A 25,517-nucleotide genomic window follows, 5' to 3' on the forward strand; every position below is an offset into this window, starting at 1 on the left:
GGTCAGTCGTCGGCACGCGGGAAGGCGTGCAGGTGGACGCGGTAGGACTCGGCTCCGGGCGCTGCCGCGGGCCGGTCCCGGTAGGACTCGATCAGGGTGTGCAGCCTGTCCAGCAGTTCCTTGGCGGACGCCGGGTCGAGGTGCAGGGAGAAGTCGCTGACGTCCGAGCTCTTGTGCCACTCACTCGTCCACTCCTGCAGGGTGCCGAGCCAGGTCGACAACTCCCGGGTGTGGATGGCGGCCATCTCGTGCATGAGCAGGCCCATCGCGCCCCGCACTTCGGCATCGGGGTGGCGCAGCATGCCGGCGGCGTCCCAATGGGTGCCCCGGTGGGCGGCCTTCCACCAGCGTTCGCGCGCCGTCCCGAGCTCCGGGTCCTCCACGACGAAGCCGTAGGCGGCGAGCTGCCGCAGGTGGTAGCTGGTGGAGCCGCTCGACTCGCCCAGCCGCTCGCCCAACCGGGAGGCCGTGGCCGGGCCGTGGGCGCGCAGGACGGTCAACAGCTGGATCCGCAGCGGGTGGGCGAGTCCGCGCAATGAGCGCGCGTCGAGTTCGTTCGTCGCGTCCGGATTCCCGGCGTTCTTCGGTGGCATGCGAGAACCCTAAGCATGCAAAGACACCTTTGCAAGCACTCCTTTGCAGCGGGATCTTTGCATCGAGCCTGCGGTCGATTCCCCTGCTGTCGAGTCCCGTTGGGAGCTGCCGTGTCTCTCGCGGCCGGAAGCCCCCGCGCGTGCCATCGCCGGAAGAGGCGTCCCGCCTTCGACGCCAACCCCCGCCCGCTCACCCCTCCTTGATGAACCCCTCCTGCACCAGCCAGTCCAGCGCCACGTCGTGCGGGTCCTCGCCGCCCACGTCGACCTTCGCGTTCAGCTGCTGGGCGACCCGCGTCGTCAGCCGCTTGCTGATCGGGTCGAGGACGTCGGCGATCTCCGGGTGCTTCCGGAAGGCGTCCGTGTTGATCTCCGGTGCCGCGTTGTAGTTGGGGAAGAAGTGCTTGTTGTCCTCCAGGACCGTCAGGTTGAGCTCCGGGATGCGGCCGTCGGTGGTGAAGACCTCGCCCAGGGTGCACGCCGTGCCCTTCGAGACCTGGGTGTAGACGATGCCGCTGTCCATCTTCTTGATGTTCCCGGGCGGGATCGTGAAGCCGTACTTCTTCTGCAGGCCCGGCAGCCCGTCGTCGCGCACCGCGAACTCGCTCTCCACGCACAGCGTGGCCGCCCCCGGGTCGGTCTTCGTCAGCCGCGCCACGTCGGACAGTGTCCGGAGGCGGTACTTCTTGGCGTTCGCCGGGTTGGCGGCCAGCGCGTAGGTGTTGTCGAGCGGCGCGGGCGGCAGCCAGGTGATGCCGTTCCTCCGGTCCTCGTCGCGGACGGCCACCCACTGCCGGTACGGGTCCACGATCGGCGTGGTGTGGCCGAGATAGGTGATCCACGCGGTGCCCGTGTACTCGTACATCCCGTCCGCCGCGCCCGACTTGACGGCCTCCCGGGCGCCGATCGACCCCTGGATGTTGGTGCGGTCGAGCACTTCCGCGCCCGCCGCCTTGAAGGCCAGGCCCATCATCTGGCCCAGGATGATCTGCTCGGTGAACTGCTTGGAGGTGACGGTCAGCTTGGCCCCCTCCAGCGGACGCCCCTGCCCCACCGAGCCGGGCCGCACATCGTCCACCAGCGGGCTGCCGCTGGTCAGTCCGCATCCGGAGAGCGTCGCGGCGGCCAGCAGCAGCGCGCAGCCGCCGGCCACCGCCGTCGTCGCGAGACGCATCCTCGTCCGGGCCGTCGTCCTCGTCCGGCGCATCCTCACCCCACCTCCAGGCCACGCGGCCGCAGCAGGACCTCGGCGAGGTTGGCCAGCCAGTCCACCATCAGCGCCAGCGCCACGGTCAGCACCGAGCCCAGCACCAGCACCGGCATCCGCTGATTGGTGATGCCGGCCGCGATCAGGTCCCCGAGGCCGCCGCCCCCGCCGAACGTGGCGAGGGTCGCGGTGCCGACGTTGAGCACCAGGGCGGTGCGCACCCCGGCCAGGATCAGCGGGACGGCCAGCGGGAGTTCGACCCGCGTCAGGACGCCCAGCGGCGACATCCCGATGCCGCGCGCCGCGTCCACGAGCGTCGGGTCGATGGCCCGCAGCCCGGCCATGGTGTTGCTGAGGACCGGCAGGATCGCGTAGATGATGATGCCGATCAGTGCCGACCGCTGACCGATCCCGAGCCAGATCACCAGCAGCGCCAGCAGGCCGAGAGCCGGGGTCGCCTGGCCGATGTTGGCGAGCGCGGTCACCACCGGCGAGGCGCGGCGCAGCGCCCTCCGGGTCAGGGCGATCCCCAGCGGAATCGCGATGATCAGCACGAAGAACGTGGAGATCGCGACCAGCTTGATCTGCTGCCAGAGCGCGGTACGGACGATCTCCAGGCTCAGGGAGTTCCGGGCGATCGAGTCCAGGTGGACGTTGCTCAGCCAGAGCGCGGTGGCGCCGACGGCGACGACCACGAAGGCCGGGATGATCACCAGCTTCTGCCAGGTGAGCCGGGCCGGGACCCGGTCCTGGCCGACCATTCCGGTCTCGATCTCGTCCTTGGCGGCCGGTGCGGTGGTCCCCGGGCTCACGACGGCTCCTCCGGCGGCTTGACGGACCCGCCGCGGGCCTCCCGGCCGGGGGCGTCGGCCGGTGGTCCGGCGGCACCGGCACCCGGTTCCCCGGCCGGTGAACCGCCGCTGCCCCCGCCGCCCCTGCCGCCCCTGCTTCCGTCGCTTCCGGATCCGGCGGACGGAGCGCTACCCGACCGCGGGCCCCCGGCACCGGAACCCCCGGCACCGGAACCCCCGGCACCGGAACCCCCGGCACCGGAACCCTCGGAACCGGACTCCCCGGAACCGGAACCGCCGCCCCCCGACCCCCCACTGCCGGAACGTTCCGCCTCCGACTCCCGCCGCTCGTCCGGCGGTTCCATCGCCGCCAGCCGGTCCGCCTCCAGCATCTCGTGCACCGTGTTGAGCAGCGTCTCCATGTCGACCACCCCGGCGTACTCGCCGCGCCGCCCGGTCACCGCGACCCGGCCGCTGCTGTCCACGAGCACCGCCTCCAGGGCGTCGTGGAGGGTCGCGTCCCGGGTCACCGTGTCCTGGATCAGCGCCCCGGCGCGGGCCAGCGAGCCCTGGGCGCGCATCAGGTCGCCGCGCCGCAGCCACTTGTACGGCCGTCCCCGCTGGTCCAGCAGCAGCAGTTCGTTGGTGTTGCTCGACTGGAGCCGCTCCAGGATGGTGTCCAGCGGGTCGTCGACCGTGACGGTGGGGAAGTCGGCGATCTCCACGTCCCGCACCCGGGTGAGGTTGAGCCGTTTGAGTGCCGCCCCGGCGCCGACGAAGCCGGAGACGAAGTCGTCGGCCGGGTTGGTGAGGATCGCCTCCGGGGTGTCGAACTGGGCGATGTGCGACTGCTCGCGCAGCACCGCGATCCGGTCGCCCAGCTTGATCGCCTCGTCGAAGTCATGGGTGACGAAGACGATCGTCTTGTGCAGTTCGTGCTGGAGCCGGATCAGTTCGTCCTGGAGGTGGTCGCGGGTGATCGGGTCGACCGCGCCGAACGGCTCGTCCATCAGCAGCACCGGCGGATCCGCCGCCAGCGCCCGGGCCACCCCGACCCGCTGCTGCTGGCCGCCGGAGAGCCGGCGCGGATAGCGGCCGCGGAACTCGCCCGGGTCCAGGCCGACCAGGTCGAGCATCTCCTCGACGCGGTCCTTCACCTTCGCCTTCGGCCAGCCCACCATGCGCGGGACGAGCGCGATGTTCTCGGCCACCGTCATGTGCGGGAACAGCCCCGACGCCTGAATGGCGTAGCCGATCGTGCGGCGCAGCCGTACCGGGTCGATGCCCGTGACGTCCTCCCCGCCGATCCGGATCCGGCCGGACGTCGGCTCGATCAGCCGGTTGATCATCTTCAGCAGGGTGCTCTTGCCGCAGCCGGACGGGCCGACCAGGATCACGATCTCCCCGGCGTTGATGTGCAGATCGACGCCGTCGACCGCGGGGACCGAACCTCCCGGATAGCGCTTGGTGAGCTGCTCCAGCTCGATCGTGGCACCGGTGACCGCGGGTTCAGGCACGGATTCCCCTCGAGATGGTGAGACGTCCGATGAGGACGTACGCGGCGTCGAAGAGCAGGGCGAGCACGACGATCCCGAGCGTCCCGGACAGCACCTCGTTCAGCGCGTTGGCGCTGCCCAGGCTGGAGATCCCGCGGAAGATCAGGTTCCCCAGCCCCGGGCCGGAGGCGAACGCGGCGATGGCGGCGATGCCCATCAGCATCTGCGTCGCCACCCGGATGCCGGTGAGGATGGGCGGCCAGGCCAGCGGGAGTTCGACCCGCAGGAGGCGGGCGGTGCGGGACATGCCGATGCCCCGGGCCGCCTCCACCAGCGACGGGTCGACGCCGCGCAGCCCGACGATGCAGTTGCGCACCACCGGCAGCAGCCCGTACAGGGTGAGCGCGATGACGGTCGGGGCGACGCCCAGGCCGACGACTGGCACCAACAGGCCGATCATGGCCAGCGAGGGCACGGTGAGCACGGTCGCCGTCGAGGTGATGGCGAGGTTCCCGGCCCACTCGGAGGTGTAGGTCAGCACACCGATCAGCACCCCGATCAGCGTGGCGAGCACCATGCACTGGAACACCGCGCTGGCGTGCTGGTAGGCGTCCACCAGCAGTTGCTCGTGGCGGTTTCCGAGGTACTCCCAGAAGTTCACATCCGGGCCCTCCGTCCTGCTCGGCTCAGGGGCGGTCCTCCGACGCCTGGCGCACCAGCGGGATGATCCGTAGCGGTACCGGGTTCTCCATCACGATGGCAGTCGAGGCTCGCACGATGCCATCAAAGCCCACAACCCGGTCGATGACACGTTGTAGGTCGGCATTGGAGCGGGCCACCAGCCGGCAGAGCATGTCGCCGTGGCCGGTGGTGGTGTGCAGCTCCAGCACCTCCGGAACGGTCGCCAAGTGGGTCCGCACGTCGGAGCCTTGCCCCTGCTTGATCTCCAGGGTGGCGAACGCCGTCACCGGATAGCCCAGGGCCGCCGGGTCCACCTCCGGCCCGAAGCCGCGGATCACTCCATTGGCCTGAAGCCGGTCCAGCCTGGCCTGAACCGTGCCCCGGGCCACGCCGAGCCGGCGGGACGCCTCCAGGACGCCGATGCGGGGCTCCACCGCGAGCAGCTCGATCAGCCGCCCGTCCAGCCCGTCGATCCCCATGCGTCACGCCTCCCGATGGTCATCCTGTACAGACCGACCGGCCTAGCCCTGGTTCGGCTGTACACAGTGTGCAGCGGAATCCCCAACTATTGCGCACCTTGTGGTTCGGGGGGAGCCTGCGGATATGACTGAGACCATCGATCACCGCCCTGCCGGATCGACCGAAGAGGGCGCACGCCAGGCCGACCCCTTCCCGGTGAAGGGGATGGACGCGGTCGTCTTCGCGGTCGGCAACGCCAAGCAGGCCGCCCACTACTACTCCACGGCGTTCGGCATGAAGCGCGTGGCGTACTCCGGCCCGGAGAACGGCAGCCGGGAGACCGCCAGTTACGTGCTGGAGTCCGGTGGCGCCCGGTTCGTGTTCACCTCCGTCATCAAGCCGGTGTCCGACCACGGCCGGTTCCTCGCCGAGCATGTCGCCGCGCACGGCGACGGCGTGATCGACCTGGCGATCGAGGTGCCGGACGCCCGCGCCGCCTACGCCTACGCGGTGGAGCACGGCGCCACCGGCCTGGAGGAGCCGCACGAGGTGAAGGACGAGCACGGCACCGTCGTCCTCGCCGCCATCGCCACCTACGGCAAAACCCGCCACACCTTGGTGGAGCGCGGCGCGTACGAGGGCCCGTACCTGCCCGGCTATGCCGCGGCCGAGCCGATCGTCGAGCCCGGCCCCCGCCGCTTCCAGGCCATCGACCACTGCGTCGGCAATGTCGAGCTCGGCCGGATGGACGAGTGGGTCGGCTTCTACAACAAGGTCATGGGCTTCACCAACATGAAGGAGTTCGTGGGCGACGACATCGCCACCGAGTACTCCGCGCTCATGTCGAAGGTCGTGGCGGACGGCACCCGCAAGGTGAAGTTCCCGCTCAACGAGCCCGCCGTGGCGAAGAAGAAGTCGCAGATCGACGAGTACCTGGAGTTCTACGGCGGCCCGGGCGTCCAGCACATCGCGCTGGCCACCAACGACATCGTGGCGACCGTACGGGCCATGCGGGCGGCCGGGGTGCAGTTCCTCGACACCCCCGACTCCTACTACGAGACCCTCGGCGAGTGGGTCGGCGACACCCGGGTGCCGCTGGAGACGCTGCGCGAGCTGAAGATCCTCGCCGACCGCGACGAGGACGGCTACCTGTTGCAGATCTTCACCAAGCCCGTTCAGGACCGCCCCACCGTCTTCTTCGAGATGATCGAGCGGCACGGTTCCATGGGCTTCGGCAAGGGCAACTTCAAGGCGCTGTTCGAGGCGATCGAGCGGGAGCAGGAGAAGCGCGGGAACCTGTGACCCGCCCGGCGGCAGTGGGGCTCTTCTTCGGATCTGCCTGATCCGAACCGGCTCACTGGACCGCCCGCACGCCCCCGCTCGCGCGGGGGGTGCCCCCGCGGCCCCACGGAACCTGACCCGTGGGGCCGCGGTGCGTCGCCGCTCCCCGGGACGCCGCCGGACCGGCGGCGGAGCGGCCGGCTCCGGGCCGACGCGCCGCCGTGCGTCGGGCGCGGACACCGGCCGTGCGCCGGGCGCGGGCACCGGCCGGGCCTCGGGCGCGGGCACCGGCCGGGCGTCGTGGCACCGCCCGCCGTGACACGGACGCCGGGCGGAACGGGACCCCGTACGGATGAACTTCGCGACCCCGCCGTCCGCCTTCGTTCCGGCCGCGTCCCGGTACCTCCGACAGTGTTCCGATGCGACAGGAAGACTCATCACCACTTCGGCCCACCCGCAGGTCCGTGCTCCGGCTCGGCGGCGGCGCGGTGGTGGCGTCCGCGCTCGGGGCGTCACCGGCGTACGCGGCCCCCGGGACCGGCCTCGCGCCGCTCGACGGGCCGTCCGCCACCGGACGGCCCGTCCGCGGCGCCGGGGCACCGGCCGCCCCCGACCGGCCGTTCGACCTGAGCGGGGCCGCCACCCGCTGGATCCACGAGAAGCGGCTGCAGCAGACGACGGTGCTCCAGTCCTTCGCCTTCGACGAGGACAACCGGCACATCTACGCCCTCCAGGTGATCCGCGGCGGCGTCCAGCTGCCGGGCGAGCCCCGCGCGTACACCCACGCCGAGCGGACCCGGTCCGGGGACCTGTGCCTCAACCGGCTCTCCATGGACGGCGACGTGCTGGGCCACATGTACCTCAAGGGCTTCGGGCACGGCAGCGCGATGGGCGTCGAGCCGCTCGGGACCGGCCGGTTCGCGCTGTGGACCGAGTGCGACGCCGACCCCGGGACCGGGCACGCCCGCGGCATCGGCCGCTACCGCTACGCCGAGAACACGATCCTGCACTGCTCCGACCCCGGGGTCACCATCCACCGCCCGCAGCCCGGCTCCATCAGCAACTCCGCCGCCATCGACCTGCACGGCCGGCGGCTGCTGCTGCGCTACCGCCGGGACGACGGGGTGCGCTTCGCCGTCTACGACTTCGACCTCTTCCGGCGCGGCAGCTACCGCCCGATCGTCGACTTCCCCCAGCCGGGCGCCGAGCTCGGCCTCCCGTTCCAGGGCATGACGCTGTACGGCGACTACGCCTACCAGGTGATCGGCGCCTTCCGTGACCCCGACGACCCCGACTCCGAGGAGGTCGGCATCAACGGGCGCCTGTACTGCATGGACCTGAGCAGCGGGGGAGTCATCCAGGAGCTGAGGACCCGGTCGGTGGACGTGCTGCTGGCGCGCGAGCCGGAGGGCCTGGCGGTGCTGCACACCCCCCGGCCGCGGCTGTGCATGGGGTACGCCTCGGGGCCGGTCGGCGGCCGGAAGTACTCCCTCTACTACAAGGAGGCCCCGGAACCGGAGCCGGCGCCGCTGAGCCCGGAGCCACTGAGCCCAGCCCCGCTGAGCCCGGGGCCGTGATTCGGGCCCATGAGCCTGGGCCTGAGCTGAGGCTTCCGGCCCCGACCGCTCCTGGAAGCGGGGCCACCGCTTCCAGGAGCACCGCAACGGGCCCCACGAGCACCGCAACGGGCCCCACGAGCGCCGCGGCGGACCTCACGAGCGCCGCGGCGGACCCCAGGAGCACCGCGGCGACCCCCACGTGCACCGGAAGCGGGCCGGGCCGCCGGGCCCGTCCCGCCACGTCTCCCCGCATCCGGCCCCGGCCGAGGTCATGGCCCGTCCGGATCCCGCCCGCCGCCGGGAGGTGTCGATCTTCCCAGCGGAGCACGCAAATGCGACGCTGGACCTCATGGACCAGCTGATGGATCTGCTCCGGGACGGCCTCCCCGACGAAGCGCTGCTGACCGACCCCGACGTCACCGCCGCCTACCGCAACGACATGGCGTCCTTCTGCGACGCGGGCGTCCCCGCCGTCGTCGTCCTGCCCCGCAGTGTCGAGCAGGTCCAGCACGTGATGCGCACCGCCACCGCCCTGCGCGTCCCCGTCGTCCCCCAGGGCGCGCGCACCGGGCTCTCCGGCGCGGCCAACGCCTCCGAGGGCTGCATCGTGCTCTCCCTGGTGAAGATGGACCGGATCCTGGAGATCAACCCCGTCGACCGGACCGCGGTCGTCGAGCCCGGCGTGGTCAACGCGGCGCTCTCCCGGGCCGTCGCCGAGCACGGCCTCTACTACCCGCCGGACCCCAGCAGTTGGGAACAGTGCACCATCGGCGGCAACATCGGCACCGCCTCCGGCGGCCTGTGCTGCGTGAAGTACGGCGTCACCGCCGAGTACGTCCTCGGCCTCGAGGTCGTCCTCGCCGACGGGCGGCTGCTGACCACCGGCCGCCGCACCGCCAAGGGCGTCGCCGGCTACGACCTGACGCGGCTGTTCGTCGGCTCCGAGGGCAGCCTCGGCATCGTCGTGCGGGCCGTGCTCGCGCTGAAGCCCACCCCGCCGCCGCAGCTCGCCCTCGCCGCCGAGTTCCCCAGCACGGCCGCCGCCTGCGACGCCGTCTGCCGCATCATGGCCGAAGGCCACGGCCCGTCCCTCCTCGAACTCATGGACCGCACCACGCTCCGCGCGGTCAACGCGATGGCCGACATGGGACTGCCGGAGACCACCGAGGCGCTGCTGCTCGCCGCCTTCGACACCCCCGATCCGTCGAGCGAGCTGGCGGCGGTCGGGAAGATCTGCGAGGAGGCCGGGGCCACCGAGGTGGTGCCGGCCGACGACACCGCCGAGTCCGAACTCCTCCTCCAGGCCCGGCGTCTCGCCCTCACCGCCCTGGAGCAGGTCGGCACCGCCACCATGATCGACGACGTCTGTGTGCCCCGGTCCCGGCTCGCGGAGATGCTGGAGGGCACCGCCGCGATCGGCGACCGGTACGGCCTGACGGTCGGGGTCTGCGCGCACGCGGGCGACGGCAACACCCACCCCGTCGTCTGCTTCGACGCCGCCGACCCGGACGCGTCACGGCGCGCCCGGGAGTCGTTCGACGCGATCATGGCCCTCGGTCTCGAACTCGGCGGCACGATCACCGGCGAGCACGGCGTCGGCGTGCTGAAGAAGGAGTGGCTCGCCCGGGAGATCGGCCCGGTCGGTCTGGAGCTCCAGCGGGGCATCAAGAACACCTTCGACCCGCTCGGCCTGCTCAACCCGGGCAAGCTCTTCTGACGCACCGCTTCTTCCGGCGCACCGCTTCTTCCGGCGCACTGCCTCTTCCGACGCACTGCCGCTTCCGGCGCACCGCCTCTGACGCACCGCCCGGCGCCCGGCCCGGACTACCCCCTCATCCCCCGGCGGCCCGCCATCCGGGCCCGCCTCTGCCCAACGGCCGCACCCTCCGGCCGTACCCCCGACCCCCGATCCCGATCCCCGATCCCCGTCCTCACCCCCGGTCGCTTCCCCCGGTTCCGTCCTCCCCTCATCCCCTTCCGGGCCTGAGCCGGCCCCGTGCCGTCCCCGGCTCAGGCCCCCGCGGGCGTCTCCGGCGGCTCGTCGGCGGGCCGGGACTCCCGCAGCCGGGCCTCCTCCGGGACCGCCGGGGCCAGCAGGGCCTCCAGCTCGTCGTCGAGGGCCAGCCGCTCGCCCTCCGCCGCGGGCGGCACCAGGCGCAGGGTCCGTTCCAGCCACGCCGACACCGCACCGGCCGGGGCCTCCAGCAGCGCGTCACCGTCGGGGGAGGACAGCAGCATGCAGACGACGCTCCGTCCGTCGATCTTCGTCGGCCAGACCCGGACATCGCCCTCACCGGACAGCCGGAACACCCCCTCGATCAGCAGATCCCGCGCGAACGTCCAGGTCACGGGGGAGTCCGAGCCGATGTGGAAGGTGATGCGCACGGCATACGGATCCTCCGTCCGGTAGATCAGCCGGGCCGGTACCGGAATGCTGCGCTCGGGTGACAGGACCAGGTCGAGCTCCAACTCTCGTTCCACCACGGTGTGCATGACGTCGTCCTTTCCTGGGGCGGCGGCCCTCGCGACGGGCCCGCACACGGTGAGACACCGCACCTCGGCATTCATGACGCGACTTCGCGAAAACCCGCCGGAACACGTGCCGGGCGGACGCCGGCGGTGACCGGGCGGTGCCGCGGACGGGCCGCCCGGCTCCGTTCTCGTGCCCCGCTTCTCCCCCGATGTGCGTCCCCGGCGGTGAGCGGCGCGGAGCGCGCACCCCCGGACACGCGGCGCAGGGGCCCCGGCGTCGGCGGTGATTCCGCGGGCACGCCCACGGATTCTCCCGGCTCCGCCCGGCCGTCGTGGCGGTAACCGGGGATTGGAGCGCCGGACGGACGGGTCTGGTATGTGTGGACACTGCGCTCCGGCCCCGTGCGCCTCCGGGCAGCGGAGGAGCGCGCTACACCCACACCGCGCGTGTGCGGCACACTGCTCCTGCCCCAACCGCACAGCACGGACGAGCAGAACGACGGGAAACGGTCAATGAGCGCGCCAACCTCAGGATCCGCCGACGGCAGCCCCAGCCCCGGGTACTACCCGGACCCGTCCATTCCCAGCTACATCCGGTACTGGAACGGCTCCTCCTGGGTGCCGGGCACGAGCCGCCCCGCGCCGAAGGACGGCGAGGAGACGCCCGGGGCACCGGCCGCCGCCACGCCCGCCGTTGCCGCCCCGGGCACCGTCCCGGGGGACCGGAGCACGTCGATGGAGGAGTCCGGCCCGGTGTTCCTCGACGAGGACCCGGCCCTGGCGGCGTCCTCCGCCGGCTCCCTGCCGGAGGCCGGTTCCGGCGCCCCGGACGGGACGTCCCCGTCGGCCGGCTCCCGCGGTGAACCCGCCTCCGCCTGGCAGGCGGACGCCTCCCGGCAGACCGGGTTCGGCGGGGAGCAGGAGCGCCGCATCTCCTGGGGCGCGGAGTCCGCGGACACCCCCGGTGCGTACGGTGCGGCGCCCTCCGTCGCCGACGGCCCCGGCGCCGCTGCCGGGGGTGTGGGGGCCGAGGCTGTGGGGGCCGGGGGCGCCGCGCAGGCCGTCGGCCGGCCCGTCTCCGGCGCGTTCGGCCCGCCCCAGGACCCGGAGCAGCCGGCGGACGACCGGGCCGGCGCCGGCTCCGCCGACCGGAACGAGCCGTCGGACCGGTCCCCCCAAGCGGCCGGGGGAGCGGCGGCCGGGACCACGGACCGTCAGGGCCCGTCGGCGACCGTCCAACTGGGCGCGCGCACCGGTTCCGGACCGGCGGGGCGGGACCGGCACGACGGCACGATGACCCTGCGCGCCGACGCCGGCGGGCGGGAGGCGGCGTCCGGGGCGGACCGCAAGGACGGCACCCTGACCATCCGCGCCGCCCGGCCCGGTGCCGCGCGGGAGCGGATCGACGCGATCCCGCCCCAGCCGGTCAAGGAGGCCGCGTCGCCCATCGGCCAGGCCCCGTCCGCCCAGCCGGACCGGGCCGCCTCGGCCCAGTCCGTGCCCCCGCAGCAGACCCCGGCGGCCACGCCCTCCGCTCCGACGCCGCATCAGCCGTCCGTCCCCGCGCAGCAGCAGGCGCCGGGTCCCGGCCCGGCCGCCCCGCAGTCGCCGGTCACCCAGGGCCCCGGCGGGGGGCAGCCGTCCTGGGCGCAGCAGGTGCACCGGCTCGCCACCCCGGACCAGGCCGCCGCGGGCGCGGCGCAGGGGCAGGGCATTCCGAGCCAGGGCCTCCCGGGCCAGGGCGGTGCGGGCCACGGTGGTGCGGGCCAGGGCGGTGCCGAGGGGGTCATCCCGTGGCGGCCGCCGGTCGACGACCCGTTCCTCCGGGCCGCCCAGGCCCAGGCGTCGGCCCGTCCGGCCGCGCTCGGCCGCCGGTTCGCGGCCCGGCTGATCGACACCGTCCTGCTCGGCGGTGTGGTGGCCGCCGCCGCCGTTCCGCTGATCTCCCTCGCCCTCGGCCACATCGACGACAAGCTGGAGAAGGCCCGGCTGACCGGCGAGACGGTGACCGTCTGGCTGGTCGACGGCACCACGGCCGGGTACTTCGGCGCGGTCCTGGGCGTGCTGCTCGTCGCGGGGGTGCTCTACGAGGCGCTGCCGGTGGCCAAGTGGGGCCGCACCGTGGGCAAGCGGCTCTGCGGGGTGCAGGTGCTGGACATCGAGACCCACGACTCCCCGTCCTTCGGCGGCGCTCTGCGCCGCTGGCTGCTCTACGGCCTGCTCGGCGTCCTGGCCGTCGGGATCGTCAATGTGCTCTGGTGTCTCGTCGACCGCCCGTGGCGGCAGTGCTGGCACGACAAGGCGGCCCGCACGTTCGTGGCCGGAACGGGCGGACAGGACTGAACCGCTCGTGTTCGCCAACGCCGAAAGCGAGCGGATCCACCGCAAGCCGGTCGGCGAGCTGAAGAACTTCGACACCATGGTCCGCGCGTTCGGAACTGCTGCTTCAGCGGACGGGCACTCGGCACGCCGGGCGGCCCCGCAGCGCTCCAATGCCGGACGCTGTGCCACTTCAACAGTGGGAACCGGTCGCCGAGGTGGCGTGAGTTCACTGCCGGCCTGGTTCAGCGCACGCCGTAGGAACGACTCGGATCCTGGTGAACCCGGCGCGCACCTTGTCGTGGTCGTCGTCTTGTCCCCGACCGTTCCCCCGAATGGCTCGTTCCGGGCTGCGGAGCCCGCGTGGCCGGGGTCGACTGGGGGCCATGAGCAGCGATCAGCCGTCGCCCGGGTCCGGCGAGCCGCCGGACGACGACCCGTTCCGGAAGGGGCCGCAGCCCCCGCCCGCGGGAGGCGCCGGCGGTCCGTGGGGCGGCGGCACCCCGCCGCCCCCTCCGCCCGGCGGCACGGGCGGCCCGTACGGGGGAGGCCAGGGCGGCGGTCCATACGGGGGAGCCCCGGGCGGCGGCAGCCCCTACGGCGGTGGTCCGTACGGCGGTCCCCAGGGCGGCGATCCCTACGGTTCGGGCTCCGGCACCGATCCGCTCGCCGGAATGCCCCCGCTCGCCAACCGCGGCAGGCGGCTGCTCGCCCGGATCATCGACGGGCTGCTCATCGCCATCCCGGTCGGCGTGATCATGAGCTTGATCGTCGGCGGCTACGACCCCACGGACCCCGACGACACCGGCCGATCGGCCACCGTCCAGGGCACGGTCATGCTGGTGTACTTCATCTACGAGGGGCTGATGCTGAGCAACTCCGGCCAGACCGTGGGCAAGAAGCTCATGAACATCCGGGTCGCCCTGCTGGAGAACGGCGGGATCCCGGCCGGATCGGTCGGCTGGATCCGCGCCGCCGTCTACACGCTGCCCGAGTTCGTGCCCTGCTGCGGCTTCATCTTCTGGCTGATCAACGTGCTGAACTGCACCTGGGACAAGCCGTACCAGCAGTGTCTGCACGACAAGGCGGCCAAGACCGTGGTGGTGGCGGTCACCTGAGCCCCGGCCGGGAAGCGGGCCCGCACCCGGGCCGCTGTTCCGGCCGCGCCTGGCCCCGGAAGTGAGCGTCGCCGGGCCCTGTTTCCGCCGCGCCCAGCCGGGAAGTGAGCGTCACCCGGGCCCTGTTACCGCCGCGCCCGGCCCCGGAAGCGGACTCGTATCACCCGAGCCCGAGCCCGAGCCCGAGCCCGAGCCCGCCCCCCGCCCTCAGCGGCGGACCGAGTGGCCCTCCAGCCGGGAGCCCACCTTCGGGTGGTGCCGCGGCCGGGGGACCCGGGCCCGGTGCGTGGTGGCCGGGGCGGAGCCCACGGCGTGGCCGGCGGGCGGCTGCGCCACGGGCCGGGCGGAGCGGCGGGGCGCCGCGACGGTCGTGGCCACCAGCAGGCCGAGGGCCAGGCCCGCGACGGCGACGAGGGTCACCCCCAGGGCCGAACCGGTCCGGAAGAGCATCAGCATGGCCAGGGTCGCGAAGACGACGGTGGCCGAACCGTAGGCGAGCTGGGCGAGAGTCGGACGCGGCATCGCGGAGTTCCGTCCTCGGGACAGTGTCGGGGTTGGCGGAGTCACCGGCCCGGACCGCCGGGCCCGGGGAGGACGCCGAGCTCGCGCCGTCCTGTGACTCCAGTTGCTGTCTGCCCGAGCGGATCCGGTACTAAGCGTGACCTTACACACGGTGCCGGTGCACAGGGGGCGCACGGAGTCATTCCGTATTTCAACAGGCGAGACGGACGCGCCTGTTCCTTCCGCCTGCCGGAACCGCGTTGCCCGAGGTGGGGCCGGGTGTCCGGGCGTTGCGGCATTCACCCGGCGGACATGCGTCCGATGTCCGGAAGGTGAGAACCGTTCAACCTAGGCGCATGGCGTGTCCAAGTCAAGATCTGTCTTTTCTGTCGTCACTCCGGTCCAATGCCCCCCAGAAGAAGCTTTTTTGGGGGAACACCCGGGGAGGACAGCGCCACGTGAGCAGCCACCGGAGGACCATCAGATCCGCCGCCCTGGCAACCGCGGTCGCCGCGCTCGGAGCAGCAGCTCTGTCAGCGGGCGCCGCGCAGGCCGACGACCGGCCGACCGGCGGAGTCGAGCGCCTTGACCCGGCCTCGGCGAGGGGGCAGGTCGACCACGACCTGGAAGGCCCGTTCAGCGAGAAGCAGAAGGCTCAGCGCGAGGAAGCGCTCAAGCAGGTCCTCGCCGGAGACGCGCGGGCCGAGAAGCGCGGTTCCTCGCAGGTCGTCAAGCTCGACAAGAACAAGTACGTCGAGCTGGGCCGGGAGCGGACCGACAAGATCTTCACGATCCTCGTGGAGTTCGGCAACAAGGTCGACAACACCACGATGTACGACCCGGACGGCGCGGACGGCCCGAAGCCGGCCGTCAAGAAGTACGGCGGCACGCCCGGCCCGAAGCACAACAAGATCGCGAAGCCGGACCGCTCCGACGACAACAGCACCGCCTGGCGCAAGGACTACGACCGCAAGCACTTCCAGGACCTCTACTTCTCCAAGGCGAAGAAGAAGCAGTCCCTGAAGAAGTACTACGAGAAGGCCTCCTCCGGCCGGTACTCGGTCGACGGCGAGGTCTCCGACTGGGTGAAGGTCAAGTACAACGAGGGCCGGTACGGCTCGAACTACTGCGGCGACACCAACTGCCCCAACGTCTGGGACGCGGTGCGTGACGGCGTCAACCAGTGGGCCGCCGACCAGAAGGCCGCCGGGCGGACCCCCGCCCAGATCAAGGCGCAGCTCGCCAAGTACGACAAGTGGGACCGTTACGACTTCGACGGTGACGGCAACTTCAACGAGCCCGACGGCTACATCGACCACTTCCAGCTCGTGCACGCGGGCGAGGACGAGTCGGCGGGCGGCGGTGTCCAGGGCGAGACCGCGCTGTGGGCGCACCGCTGGTACGCGTACGGCACGGACGCGGGCAAGACCGGCCCCTCGGCCAACAAGTCCGGTGGCACCCAGATCGGCGACACGGGTATCTGGGTCGGCGACTACACGATGCAGCCGGAGAACGGCGGCCTCGGGGTCTACGCCCACGAGTACGGCCACGACCTGGGCCTGCCGGACCTCTACGACACCACGGGCAAGGGCGAGTCGTCCGTCGGTTTCTGGTCCCTGATGTCCTCGGGCTCCTGGCTGGGCACCGGCAAGAAGGAGATCGGCGACCTCCCGGGCGACATGAGCGCCTGGGACAAGCTGCAGCTGGGCTGGCTGAACTACGGCAAGGCCAAGGCGGCGAAGAAGTCCACCCACAAGCTGGGGGTCGCGGAGTACAACACCCGCAACAAGCGGGCGCTCGTCGTCAACCTGCCGTCCAAGTCCGAGACCACCACCGTGGCGAAGCCCACCGAGGGCGCCAAGCAGTGGTGGAGCGACATGGGCAACGACCTCAAGAACACCCTCACCCGCTCCGTCGACCTGACGGGCAAGTCCAAGGCCGCCCTGAACCTCAAGGGCTGGTGGGACATCGAGGAGAACTACGACTACCTCTACGCCGAGGTGTCGACCGACGGCGGCGCCAACTGGACGCCGGTGGACGGCACGGCGGACGGCAAGGCCATTCCGCGCGACGGCGGTGACAAGCCGGCGCTGACCGGGGTCTCCGGCGCCTACCAGGACGTCGTCTACCCGCTGGACGCCTACGCGGGCAAGAAGATCAACCTCCGCTTCCGCTACCAGACCGACGGCGGCGCGGCGCAGAAGGGCTTCGCGGCCGACGAGATCAGCGTGGTGGCGGACGGCTCCCCGCTGTTCACCGACGGCGCCGAGGCCGACGACAACGGCTGGACCGTGAAGGGCTTCTCGCGCATCGGCGAGACCTTCACCAAGAAGTACCCGCAGTACTACCTCGCGGAGAACCGCCAGTACGTGTCGTACGACAAGACCCTCAAGGTCGGTCCGTACAACTTCGGCTGGGCCACCGCCCGTCCGAACTGGGTGGAGCACTACCCGTACCAGAACGGCCTGCTGGTCTCGCTCTGGGACACCTCGCAGGCGGACAACAACGTCAGCGTCCACCCGGGCAAGGGCCTGATCCTGCCGGTCGACTCCCACGCCAAGCCGGAGAAGTGGGCCGACGGGACGCTGCTGCGCAACCGCGTCCAGGCGTACGACTCGCCCTTCAGCCGGTACGCCTCGGACGGGTTCACGATCCACAAGGACGGCAAGGCCACCAAGATCAAGTCGAAGAAGGGCGTCTCCGTCTTCGACGATCACAAGGGGACCTACTGGTACCGCTCGAACCCGACCGCGGGTGTGGTCGTTCCTGACACCAACACCCGGATCAAGATCGTCAAGGAGGCCCGCGACGGGTCGACGATGACGGTGAAGGTCGGGCCCTCGACCCGGTAGCTCGTTATCGTCGCAGGTCAGAACGGTATCGGCCGTCGCCCTCTAGCGGGCGGCGGCCGATCCGCGTTTAGATGCTCTGGCAAACTTCTTATTGACACGACCGTCACGCATGACCACTCACGGGGGAGATTCCGAACGCATGGCAGATGGAGGATTCATCAAGCTTCCGGGCGGCAGCGTGGTCGTCGCGCTGTCGCTGCCCCGCCCGCTGGGCGAGGGCGCCTGTGGCGAGGCCGTACGGGTCCGGGTGCTCGTGCACGCCGCGAACCGGGCGCGGGCCCTGACCCGCCTGCGCAATCTCGGACTGCGCTCGGTCTACCTGCGGGGGAACATCGCGCCGCCCACGCCGGACGAGGTCACGGCCGTCCTGCACCACCCGGACGGGCTCGTCTGGCGGGCCGCGCCGCACGACGACACGGAGTCCTGGCACCCGATCCGCACCCTGCTCCGCCCGCCGGCCCAGCCCGCGGCGCCGGAGCCGCGGGCGCCGGAGGGGCGGAGCCTGCCGGCCTTCCCGGCGATGCCCGCGCCGCTGGTGCTCTAGCCGGCACCGGGCCCCGGCCCGGCAGGGCCCGGCGTCTCAGGCCCCCGGGGCACAGATCCGGGTTCCGGGGCATCCGGGACCTGGGCGTCCGGTCCCGGACGCCGGTGCGCCGGTGCGTCCGGGGCCCACGCGTCCGGGGCCCACGCGTCCGGGCAGTGGTGCGTCCGGGCTCGGGGCATCCGGGCCGGTCGCCGCGGGGCCAGGCCCCCGAATCCGGCCCCGCGCGTCCGGTGCCCGCGCGTCCGGTGCCCGGTGGGCCCGGATCCCCGCGGGCGTCAGACCACCGGCCGCCCCGTGAGCTCCACCCCCGCCGCGCGGAACTCCCGCAGCGCCCGCTCGGTGGTGTGCCGGGCCACCCCGGCGGTCAGATCGAGCAGCACCCCCGTGGCGAAGCCCTCGCGGACCGCGTCCAGCGCGGTGGCCCGGACGCAGTGGTCGGTCGCGATGCCGACCACGTCGACCTCGCTGACGTGCCGGGCCCGCAGCCAGTCGGCCAGCGTCGTCCCGTCCTCGTCGACGCCCTCGAACCCGCTGTACGCCGAGGCGTACGCGCCCTTGTCGAAGATCGCGGCGATCGCGCCCGAGGCGACGGCCGGGGCGAAGTTCGGGTGGAACGCGCTGCCCTCCGTGCCCGCCACGCAGTGCGGGGGCCAGGAGTGCTCGAAGTCGGGCTGCTCGGAGAAGTGACCGCCCGGATCGATGTGGAAGTCGCGGGACGCGACGACATGGCGGTAACCGGCGGTCGACGCTCCGATCACGTCGGTGATCGCGGCGGCGACGTCGGCGCCCCCGGCGACCGCGAGGCTGCCGCCCTCGCAGAAGTCGTTCTGCACATCGACGACGATGAGTGCCCGGTGCATGGCGTGCCCTTCGGCTGGTGAGCGGCGGGGCGGACCGGGCCCCGTTCCGGGACCGGCGCCCGGACCACCGCACGGTCGACCGGCCTGTCCCGGCCTTTCCGAGCGTAGGGATTCGGACGCCCCCGCGGGAGGGGGCCCGGACACCCTCGTGGGGTGTCCCTGACAGCGGCGCGCGTCCCGGGACCTCCCGGATCCGTGCCGTCCGGTCCCCGCGGGCGCCGCGCGGGGACCGGACCCGGCCCGGGGCCCTCCGTGGGCCCGGACCGGAGCGGTGAACCGGCCCGGGCCCCGTAACGGCCCCGGGCGCGGGATGCCGGCGGATCTAGACGTACTCCGTGGGGAGCACCGGCTCGCCCCGGGACAGCTGCCGGGCCGACAGCGGCAGGGTCTCCCGGACCCGGGCGTGCCGGTCGCGGACCGTGTCCAGTGGCTCGCGGGAGAGCACCTCGCCGCCCCGGACCAGCTCCACCAGCAGCTCGTTCCCGGCCAGCTCCGGGGGGACCTCACCGGTGCCCAGCACCTCGGCCATCGCCACGCCGTCCGCGTCCACCCGGCGGGCGGCCCACTTGCGGCCGCCGACCGACGTCTTCCCGCCCAGCGACTTCTTGGCGACCGGGACCAGCGGGGCCGCCGGGTCGGCGGACTCGGCGCGGGCGACCAGCTTGTAGACCATGGAGCAGGTCGGGTGGCCGCTGCCGGTGACCAGCTGGGTGCCGACGCCGTAGGCGTCCACCGGGGCGGCGGCGAGCGAGGCGATCGCGTACTCGTCCAGGTCGCTGGTGACCACGATCTTGGTGTCCCGGGCGCCGAGGGCGTCCAGCTGCTGACGTACCCGGTGCGCCACCAGCAGCAGGTCGCCCGAGTCGATCCGGACGGCGCCCAGCTCCGGCCCGGCCAGCTCCACGGCGGTCCGTACGGCCTCGGCCACGTCGTAGGTGTCCACCAGCAGCGTCGTGCCCCGCCCGAGCGAGTCGATCTGGGCGGTGAACGCGTCCCGCTCGCTGTCGTGCAGCAGCGTGAAGGCGTGGGCGCTGGTGCCCACCGTCGGGATGCCGTAGCGGAAGCCGGCCGCGAGGTCGGAGGTGGAGTGGAAGCCGCCGATGTACGCGGCGCGGCTGGCGGCGACCGCGGCCAGCTCGTGGGTGCGCCGGGCGCCCATCTCGATCAGCTGCCGGACCCCGGCGGCCAGCGACATCCGGGAGGCCGCGGCGGCCACCGCCGAGTCGTGGTTGAGGATCGAGAGGATCACCGTCTCCAGCAGCACGGCCTCGGCGAAGGTGCCCTCCACCCGCAGCAGCGGCGACCCGGGGAAGTAGACCTCGCCCTCCGGGTAGCCCTGGATGTCGCCGCGGAAGCGGAAGTCGGCCAGCCACTCCAGCGTCGGCTCGTCGACCACGCCGCGGCTGCGGAGGAAGTCCAGCACGTCGGGGTCGAAACGGAAGTTCTCGACGGCGTCCAGTACGCGGCCGGTGCCCGCCACGACCCCGTAGCGCCGCCCCTCGGGCAGCCGGCGGGTGAAGACCTCGAAGACGGAGCGGCGGTCGGCGGTGCCCGCTCTCAGCGCTGCTTGCAGCATCGTCAGTTCGTACTGATCGGTGAAGAGCGCAGTCGACGGCACGGCCACCGGCAGCCCCAGGTCCGCTGTGTTCATGGCTGGGATGCTACCCCCCATACTCGTCACTCTGACGATTTCTGGGGAACGGGGGCCGCCCGGCGGCCGGTTTATGCGATGCCCCACCCCTGGTGGCAGCATGGACGCGTGAGCGTCGCACCCGTCGAGATCGAGCGTCCCGAGTCCAGCGAGGCACCCGACGTGGTGCCCGAACCCGATGTCCCGTGGGTGACGCTCGTGCACAACGACCCGGTCAACCTCATGAGCTACGTGACGTATGTCTTCCAGACGTACTTCGGCTACTCCAAGGACAAGGCGCACAAGCTGATGCTCGACGTGCACCACAAGGGACGGGCGATCGTCTCCAGCGGCACCCGCGAGGAGATGGAACGCGACGTGCAGGCCATGCACGGCTACGGCCTGTGGGCGACTCTCCAGCAGGACCGCTGATGTCCGGACTCTTCGAAGCCGTACCCGGCGGGGGCGCGGCCGTGGCGCTCGACGAGGTCGAGGTCTCCATCCTGCGCAGCCTCGCCGTCCAGCTGCTGGAGCTGGTCGGTCCCGGTGACGAGCCGATCGAGGGCGAGGATCCGCTCGCCTCGCTGTTCGCCGAGGGGCCCAGTGAACCGCCGAAGGACCCGGCGCTGGCCCGGCTCTTCCCGGACGCCTACGGCGGCCCGGACGTGAAGCCGGACGACGACGAGGCGCGCGACCTCTCCGCGGAGTTCCGCCGCTACACGGAGAACGACCTGCGGGCCCGCAAGCGGGACGACGCCCTGGCCGTCGTCCGTTCCCTCGACACCCTCACCATGGCGGGTGACGGCGGCGCGGTGCTCGAGCTCGGCCCGGACGAGTCCCGGCAGTGGCTGGGCGCCCTCAACGACCTGCGGCTGGCCATCGGTGCCCGGCTGGAGGTCTCGGACGACGACGGCGAGGAGTTCTACCGGCTGCCGGACTCCGATCCGCGCAAGCCGATGGTCATGGCCTATCTCTGGCTCGGCGGGCTCCAGGAGTCGCTCGTCGAAACCCTGCTGCCCTGACCGTTTCCGCTGATCGTTTGCGGTGTGTCGCGGCGAGTTCGCTCAGTAGACACTCAATTCCGCATAACGATCCCATCACCAGGGCCATCGATTTTCGGCCATCCGGTGCGTGTTTGTCCCCTTTTTCTTGTGGTGTGCGCCACATCTGACCGGCCGGTTCAGTGTTATCGGCGTGATAAATCTTCACGACCTGCCGTCTACGCCGCCACCCATGGCGAGACGGGGGCGCAGCCGGCCGACCGTCGGTAGCAGGACTCCATCCGGGGGGATCGGAACCCCGATCCGGACAGACCGGATCGGTATGGAGAAAGGCGCACCATCCATGACCTCTGAGCAGGTCGCGAGCCGTACCGCTGAGGCGGGCACCGCGGGCAACGGAGCTTCCGAAGAGGGCTACGAGCGCGGACTGGGCAGTCGCCAGGTCCAGATGATCGCCATTGGTGGCGCCATCGGCGTCGGCCTCTTCATGGGTGCCGGGGCGAACATCGCCAAGGCCGGACCCAGCATCATCCTCATGTACGCCCTGGCGGGCGTCATCATCTTCTTCATCATGCGAGCACTCGGTGAGCTGCTCCTCTACCGGCCGGTGTCCGGCAGCTTCGCGGAGTACGCCCGCGAGTTCCTGGGCCCGTTCTTCGGTTATGTGACCGGCTGGACCTACTGGCTGATGTGGGTCGTGACCGGTATGGCCGAGCTCACGGCCGCCGCCATCTATATCCACTTCTGGTTCCCGCAGATCCCGCAATGGGTCAGCGCCCTGGTCTTCCTCGTGGTGCTGTTCGGCGTCAACCTGATCTCGGTCAAGCTCTTCGGCGAGGTCGAGTTCTGGTTCTCGATGGTCAAGGTCACCGCGATCATCGGCATGATCGTGATCGGTCTCGGCGTGCTCACCCTCGGCTTCTCGCAGGTCGGTGACACCGCCTCGGTCAGCAACCTCTGGTCGCACCACGGCATCTTCCCGAACGGCATCGGCTCCAGCCTGATGACCCTCCAGGGCGTGATGTTCGCCTACCTGGCCGTCGAGCTCGTGGGCGTCACCGCCGGGGAGAGCGAGAACCCGGAGAAGACCCTGCCCAAGGCGATCAACACCCTGCCCTGGCGCATCATCGTCTTCTACGTCGGTGCCCTCACCGTCATCCTCTCCGTCGTGAAGTGGACCGAGTTCTCCGCCGGTGAGAGCCCCTTCGTGCACGCGTTCAGCGAGATCGGCATTCCGCTCGCCGCGGGCATCGTGAACTTCGTCGTGCTGACCGCGGCCCTGTCGTCCTGCAACTCCGGCATGTACTCCACCGGCCGGATGCTGCGCGACCTCGCCGCCAACCACGAGGCCCCGCAGGTCTTCGGCAAGCTCAACGCCCGCAAGACCCCGGCCGTCGGCATCGCCCTCTCCGTCGCCCTCATGGGCATCGGCGTCGTCCTCAACTACGTCGTCCCGGAGAAGGCCTTCGCCTACGTCACCTCGGTGGCCACCGCGGCGGGCATCTGGACCTGGATGATGATCCTCGTCAGCCACATCCTGTACCGGCGCGCGGTGAAGGCCGGCCGCCTCTCGGCGTCCTCCTTCCCGGCTCCCGGCGGTGCCGCGTTCAGCTGGGTCGCCCTGCTGTTCCTGGTCTTCGTCACCGGTCTGATCGCCTACGACAGCGAGGCCCGCGTCTCCCTGTACGTCGGCGCCGGCTGGGCCGTCGTCCTCGGCATCGGCTGGCTGGTCCTCCGCAGCCGCGGCACCCTGCCCGGCCCGGGCGGCCAGGCCGACCGCCCGCTGGTGGACAGCACCAAGTAGCACGCGTCTCAGCAGACGGCCCCCGGATCTCCTCCGGGGGCCGTCTGCTTATCCTCGTGCCATGCTCACCATCACCCAGGACCTCCACGACCGGATCGTGGCGCACGCCCGCGCCGACCACCCCGACGAGGCGTGCGGTGTGATCGCCGGTCCGCAGGGGTCCGACCGTCCCGAGCGCTTCGTCCCCATGCTCAACGCGGCCCGGTCGCCCACGTTCTACGAGTTCGACTCGACCGACCTGCTCGCGCTCTACCGGGAGATGGACGACCGGGACGAGGAGCCGGTGGTGATCTACCACTCGCACACCGCCACCGAGGCGTACCCGTCCCGCACGGACATCTCGTACGCGGGCGAGCCCGGCGCCCACTACGTGCTCGTCTCCACCGCCGAGAGCGGCGCCGAGGAGGGGCCCGTGCAGTTCCGCTCCTTCCGCATCGTCGAGGGCGAGGTCACGGAAGAGGACGTGAAGATCGTCACGGCATACTGAGCCCCGGCCGGTCCCACCGGACGTGTCCAAAGCGACGTCCGGATCCTGGGATCGGATCTCGGAGCTCGGACGGGGAATCGATACGATGACCCCATGGTTGTCCACGACGTGAGCGAGAAGACGCCGGGCACGCTGCTCGTGGCGCGGCTGCACGTCGACCTGTGCCGCCTCGCCAGTGCGATGTGTCCGCACACCGCCGCCCGCCGCCCGGCCTGACCCGTCAGGCCGTGCTGCCGGCCCTCAGCACTCTCTGCCGCCGGCGAAGGACGCCGCGCGCCCTCCGCTTCATTCCGACAGGAGCCCACTCATGGCCATCGAGGTCCGCATCCCGACCATCCTTCGCAGCTACACCGACGGCCAGAAGGTGGTCGAGGCCAGCGGCGCCACGCTCGAGGAGCTCTTCGCCGACCTCGAGTCGCGGCACGCCGGCATCCGCGAGCGTCTGGTCGACGGCGGCGAGCTGCGCCGCTTCGTGAACGTCTACCTCAACGACGAGGACGTCCGCTTCCTCGACGGCATCTCCACCACGCTGTCCGACGGCGACAGCGTCACCGTCCTCCCGGCGGTCGCGGGCGGCATGCGCTGATGCGGTACGACTCCCCGCTGGCAGCGGTCGGCAACACGCCGCTCGTCCGTCTGCCGCGGCTGTCCCCGTCCCCGGACGTCCGGATCTGGGCCAAACTGGAGGACCGCAACCCGACCGGCTCCGTCAAGGACCGGCCGGCCCTCCACATGATCGAACAGGCCGAGAAGGACGGCCGGTTGACCCCCGGCTGCACCATCCTCGAGCCCACCTCCGGCAACACCGGCATCTCGCTCGCCATGGCCGCCAAGCTCAAGGGCTACCGCATCGTGTGCGTGATGCCCGAGAACACCTCGTCCGAGCGCCGCGAGCTGCTCGCCATGTGGGGCGCGGAGATCGTCCCCTCACCGGCGGCGGGCGGCTCCAACACGGCCGTCCGGGTCGCCAAGGAGCTCTCTGCCGAGCACCCGGACTGGGTGATGCTCTACCAGTACGGCAACCCGGACAACGCGGGCGCCCACTACGCGACCACCGGCCCGGAGATCTACGCGGACCTGCCGTCGGTCACCCACTTCGTCGCGGGCCTGGGCACCACCGGCACCCTGATGGGCGTCGGGCGCTACCTCCGGGAGAAGGTCCCGGGCATCAGCATCGTCGCCGCCGAGCCGCGCTACGACGACCTGGTGTACGGGCTGCGCAACCTCGACGAGGGCTTCGTCCCGGAGCTCTACGACGAGTCCGTCCTCACCACGCGCTTCTCGGTCGGTTCCGAGGACGCGGTGCGGCGCACCCGCGAACTGCTCCAGCAGGAAGGCATCTTCGCGGGCGTCTCCACGGGCGCGGCCCTGCACGCGGCGATCGGCGTCGGCCGCAAGGCGGTCAAGGCGGGCGAGCCGGCGGACATCGTCTTCGTGGTCGCCGACGGCGGCTGGAAGTACCTCTCGACCGGCGTCTACACGGCCGAGTCCACGGAAGCGGCGGTGGAGAACCTGCACGGCCAGCTCTGGGCGTAGCGGTTGTCGCTCCGCGGGACGGGGTTCAGGTGCTGCGGCGTTGCGGCGGGCCGGACCGGGGGGTCCGGCGGGGCCGGAGCGGCGCGGGGTTCCGGCGTGGCCGGGACCCGGTGCGGATCGGCGGCGTGGCCTCGCCGGGGTGCCGCGCCGGCCGGGGCCGGGCCTGACGGGGATGCGGGAGCGTTGACGTGTGCCGGGGCCGGGGCCGGGGCGGTGCGGGTGCGGGTGAGTCGTGGGTACGGGGCCGGGGCCTCCGGGGTGGGGGTTCCGGGAACGTATATTTACGGGCCCTGGGGGCCCACAAATACACGGCAGCTTCCCGGAAC

General features: G+C 71.9%; 22 protein-coding genes and 2 pseudogenes. 14 read left to right on the forward strand and 10 right to left on the reverse strand.

All coding sequences use genetic code 11. The features are described from left to right. Positions 1-2 precede the first annotated feature (2 nt). From ABT112_RS23890 to ABT112_RS23915, 6 genes and pseudogenes are all read right to left on the reverse strand, one after another. Positions 3-593 (reverse strand): helix-turn-helix domain-containing protein, encoded by a 591-nt coding sequence (locus ABT112_RS23890; RefSeq protein WP_351512728.1) that lies wholly within the window; start codon positions 591-593, stop codon positions 3-5. A gap of 190 nt (positions 594-783) precedes the next feature. Beyond that, on the reverse strand, positions 784-1,767 hold the full coding sequence (locus tag ABT112_RS23895; RefSeq protein WP_351512776.1) for a glycine betaine ABC transporter substrate-binding protein: 984 nt from the start codon (positions 1,765-1,767) through the stop codon (positions 784-786). 35 nt (positions 1,768-1,802) lie between these two features. Then, complete coding sequence (locus tag ABT112_RS23900) at positions 1,803-2,561, reverse strand: ABC transporter permease (RefSeq protein WP_351512778.1); 759 nt, start codon at positions 2,559-2,561, stop codon at positions 1,803-1,805. Positions 2,562-2,884: 323 nt separating this feature from the next. Next, positions 2,885-4,108: pseudogene (locus tag ABT112_RS23905) on the reverse strand (betaine/proline/choline family ABC transporter ATP-binding protein); the annotation flags it as partial. Continuing rightward, entirely contained in the window at positions 4,101-4,748 is a 648-nt protein-coding gene (locus ABT112_RS23910) for an ABC transporter permease (protein WP_351512732.1), read from the reverse strand. The pseudogene ABT112_RS23905 and the gene ABT112_RS23910, both read right to left, overlap by 8 nt. Positions 4,749-4,773: 25 nt before the next feature. Next, positions 4,774-5,247: an Lrp/AsnC family transcriptional regulator gene (locus ABT112_RS23915; RefSeq protein WP_351512734.1), complete on the reverse strand. Its 474-nt coding sequence runs from the start codon at positions 5,245-5,247 to the stop codon at positions 4,774-4,776. Positions 5,248-5,371: 124 nt separating this feature from the next. Here ABT112_RS23915 and hppD point away from each other — a divergent pair, with 124 nt between their 5' ends. From hppD to ABT112_RS23930, 3 genes are all read left to right on the forward strand, one after another. After that, on the forward strand, positions 5,372-6,529 hold the full coding sequence (hppD, locus tag ABT112_RS23920) for a 4-hydroxyphenylpyruvate dioxygenase (RefSeq protein WP_351512736.1): 1,158 nt from the start codon (positions 5,372-5,374) through the stop codon (positions 6,527-6,529). A gap of 398 nt (positions 6,530-6,927) precedes the next feature. Then, positions 6,928-8,085, forward strand: a complete 1,158-nt coding sequence (locus ABT112_RS23925; RefSeq protein ID WP_351512738.1) for a phage baseplate protein — start codon at positions 6,928-6,930, stop codon at positions 8,083-8,085. Between the two features lie 331 nt (positions 8,086-8,416). Beyond that, the gene (locus ABT112_RS23930) at positions 8,417-9,784 is read left to right on the forward strand and encodes an FAD-binding oxidoreductase (protein WP_351512739.1); all 1,368 of its coding nucleotides are present in this window, start codon (positions 8,417-8,419) and stop codon (positions 9,782-9,784) included. 293 nt (positions 9,785-10,077) lie between these two features. Here the strand turns inward: ABT112_RS23930 and ABT112_RS23935 are convergent, their stop codons facing one another. Next, complete coding sequence (locus ABT112_RS23935; RefSeq protein WP_351512741.1) at positions 10,078-10,560, reverse strand: SsgA family sporulation/cell division regulator; 483 nt, start codon at positions 10,558-10,560, stop codon at positions 10,078-10,080. Positions 10,561-11,052: 492 nt separating this feature from the next. Between ABT112_RS23935 and ABT112_RS23940 the strand changes: the two genes are divergently transcribed. Together ABT112_RS23940 and ABT112_RS23945 are read left to right on the forward strand one after the other, a co-directional pair. Beyond that, on the forward strand, positions 11,053-12,882 hold the full coding sequence (locus ABT112_RS23940; protein WP_351512743.1) for an RDD family protein: 1,830 nt from the start codon (positions 11,053-11,055) through the stop codon (positions 12,880-12,882). A 362-nt stretch (positions 12,883-13,244) separates the two neighbouring features. Further along, positions 13,245-13,976 (forward strand): RDD family protein, encoded by a 732-nt coding sequence (locus ABT112_RS23945; protein WP_351512745.1) that lies wholly within the window; start codon positions 13,245-13,247, stop codon positions 13,974-13,976. Between the two features lie 207 nt (positions 13,977-14,183). Here ABT112_RS23945 and ABT112_RS23950 read toward each other — a convergent pair whose 3' ends face one another. Next, on the reverse strand, positions 14,184-14,498 hold the full coding sequence (locus tag ABT112_RS23950; RefSeq protein ID WP_351512747.1) for a hypothetical protein: 315 nt from the start codon (positions 14,496-14,498) through the stop codon (positions 14,184-14,186). 437 nt (positions 14,499-14,935) lie between these two features. On the opposite strand from ABT112_RS23950, the gene ABT112_RS23955 reads away from it, so the two are divergent. Both ABT112_RS23955 and ABT112_RS23960 read left to right on the forward strand, forming a co-directional pair. Further along, positions 14,936-17,329 (forward strand): immune inhibitor A domain-containing protein, encoded by a 2,394-nt coding sequence (locus ABT112_RS23955; RefSeq protein WP_351512749.1) that lies wholly within the window; start codon positions 14,936-14,938, stop codon positions 17,327-17,329. Between the two features lie 139 nt (positions 17,330-17,468). Next, positions 17,469-17,789: pseudogene (locus ABT112_RS23960) on the forward strand (hypothetical protein); the annotation flags it as partial. A gap of 359 nt (positions 17,790-18,148) precedes the next feature. On the opposite strand, the gene ABT112_RS23965 reads toward ABT112_RS23960, so the two are convergent. Together ABT112_RS23965 and ABT112_RS23970 are read right to left on the reverse strand one after the other, a co-directional pair. Continuing rightward, positions 18,149-18,733, reverse strand: a complete 585-nt coding sequence (locus ABT112_RS23965) for an isochorismatase family protein (RefSeq protein WP_351512753.1) — start codon at positions 18,731-18,733, stop codon at positions 18,149-18,151. A gap of 322 nt (positions 18,734-19,055) precedes the next feature. After that, positions 19,056-20,384, reverse strand: coding sequence for a nicotinate phosphoribosyltransferase (locus ABT112_RS23970; RefSeq protein WP_351512755.1), 1,329 nt, complete (start codon positions 20,382-20,384; stop codon positions 19,056-19,058). Positions 20,385-20,462: 78 nt separating this feature from the next. Here ABT112_RS23970 and clpS point away from each other — a divergent pair, with 78 nt between their 5' ends. The 7 genes from clpS to ABT112_RS24005 all read left to right on the forward strand — a co-directional run bounded on the left by clpS (position 20,463) and on the right by ABT112_RS24005 (position 25,191). After that, positions 20,463-20,795 (forward strand): ATP-dependent Clp protease adapter ClpS, encoded by a 333-nt coding sequence (gene clpS, locus ABT112_RS23975; protein ID WP_351512757.1) that lies wholly within the window; start codon positions 20,463-20,465, stop codon positions 20,793-20,795. Next, positions 20,795-21,385, forward strand: coding sequence for a DUF2017 domain-containing protein (locus ABT112_RS23980; RefSeq protein ID WP_351512759.1), 591 nt, complete (start codon positions 20,795-20,797; stop codon positions 21,383-21,385). The genes clpS and ABT112_RS23980 overlap by 1 nt, the downstream gene beginning before the upstream one ends. 322 nt (positions 21,386-21,707) lie before the next feature. Beyond that, positions 21,708-23,168, forward strand: coding sequence for an amino acid permease (locus ABT112_RS23985; protein WP_351512761.1), 1,461 nt, complete (start codon positions 21,708-21,710; stop codon positions 23,166-23,168). A gap of 61 nt (positions 23,169-23,229) precedes the next feature. Beyond that, positions 23,230-23,655, forward strand: coding sequence for a M67 family metallopeptidase (locus ABT112_RS23990; protein WP_351512763.1), 426 nt, complete (start codon positions 23,230-23,232; stop codon positions 23,653-23,655). A 93-nt stretch (positions 23,656-23,748) separates the two neighbouring features. Beyond that, complete coding sequence (locus ABT112_RS23995) at positions 23,749-23,871, forward strand: putative leader peptide (RefSeq protein ID WP_351512765.1); 123 nt, start codon at positions 23,749-23,751, stop codon at positions 23,869-23,871. Positions 23,872-23,962: 91 nt separating this feature from the next. Beyond that, on the forward strand, positions 23,963-24,241 hold the full coding sequence (locus tag ABT112_RS24000; RefSeq protein ID WP_351512766.1) for a MoaD/ThiS family protein: 279 nt from the start codon (positions 23,963-23,965) through the stop codon (positions 24,239-24,241). Then, complete coding sequence (locus ABT112_RS24005; protein ID WP_351512768.1) at positions 24,241-25,191, forward strand: PLP-dependent cysteine synthase family protein; 951 nt, start codon at positions 24,241-24,243, stop codon at positions 25,189-25,191. Before ABT112_RS24000 ends, ABT112_RS24005 begins: the two co-directional genes overlap by 1 nt. The last annotated feature ends 326 nt before the right edge of the window (positions 25,192-25,517 follow it).

It is taken from the genome of Streptomyces sp. NPDC002055, assembly GCF_040296705.1.
In the GTDB taxonomy this organism is placed as follows: Bacteria; Actinomycetota; Actinomycetes; order Streptomycetales; family Streptomycetaceae; genus Streptomyces.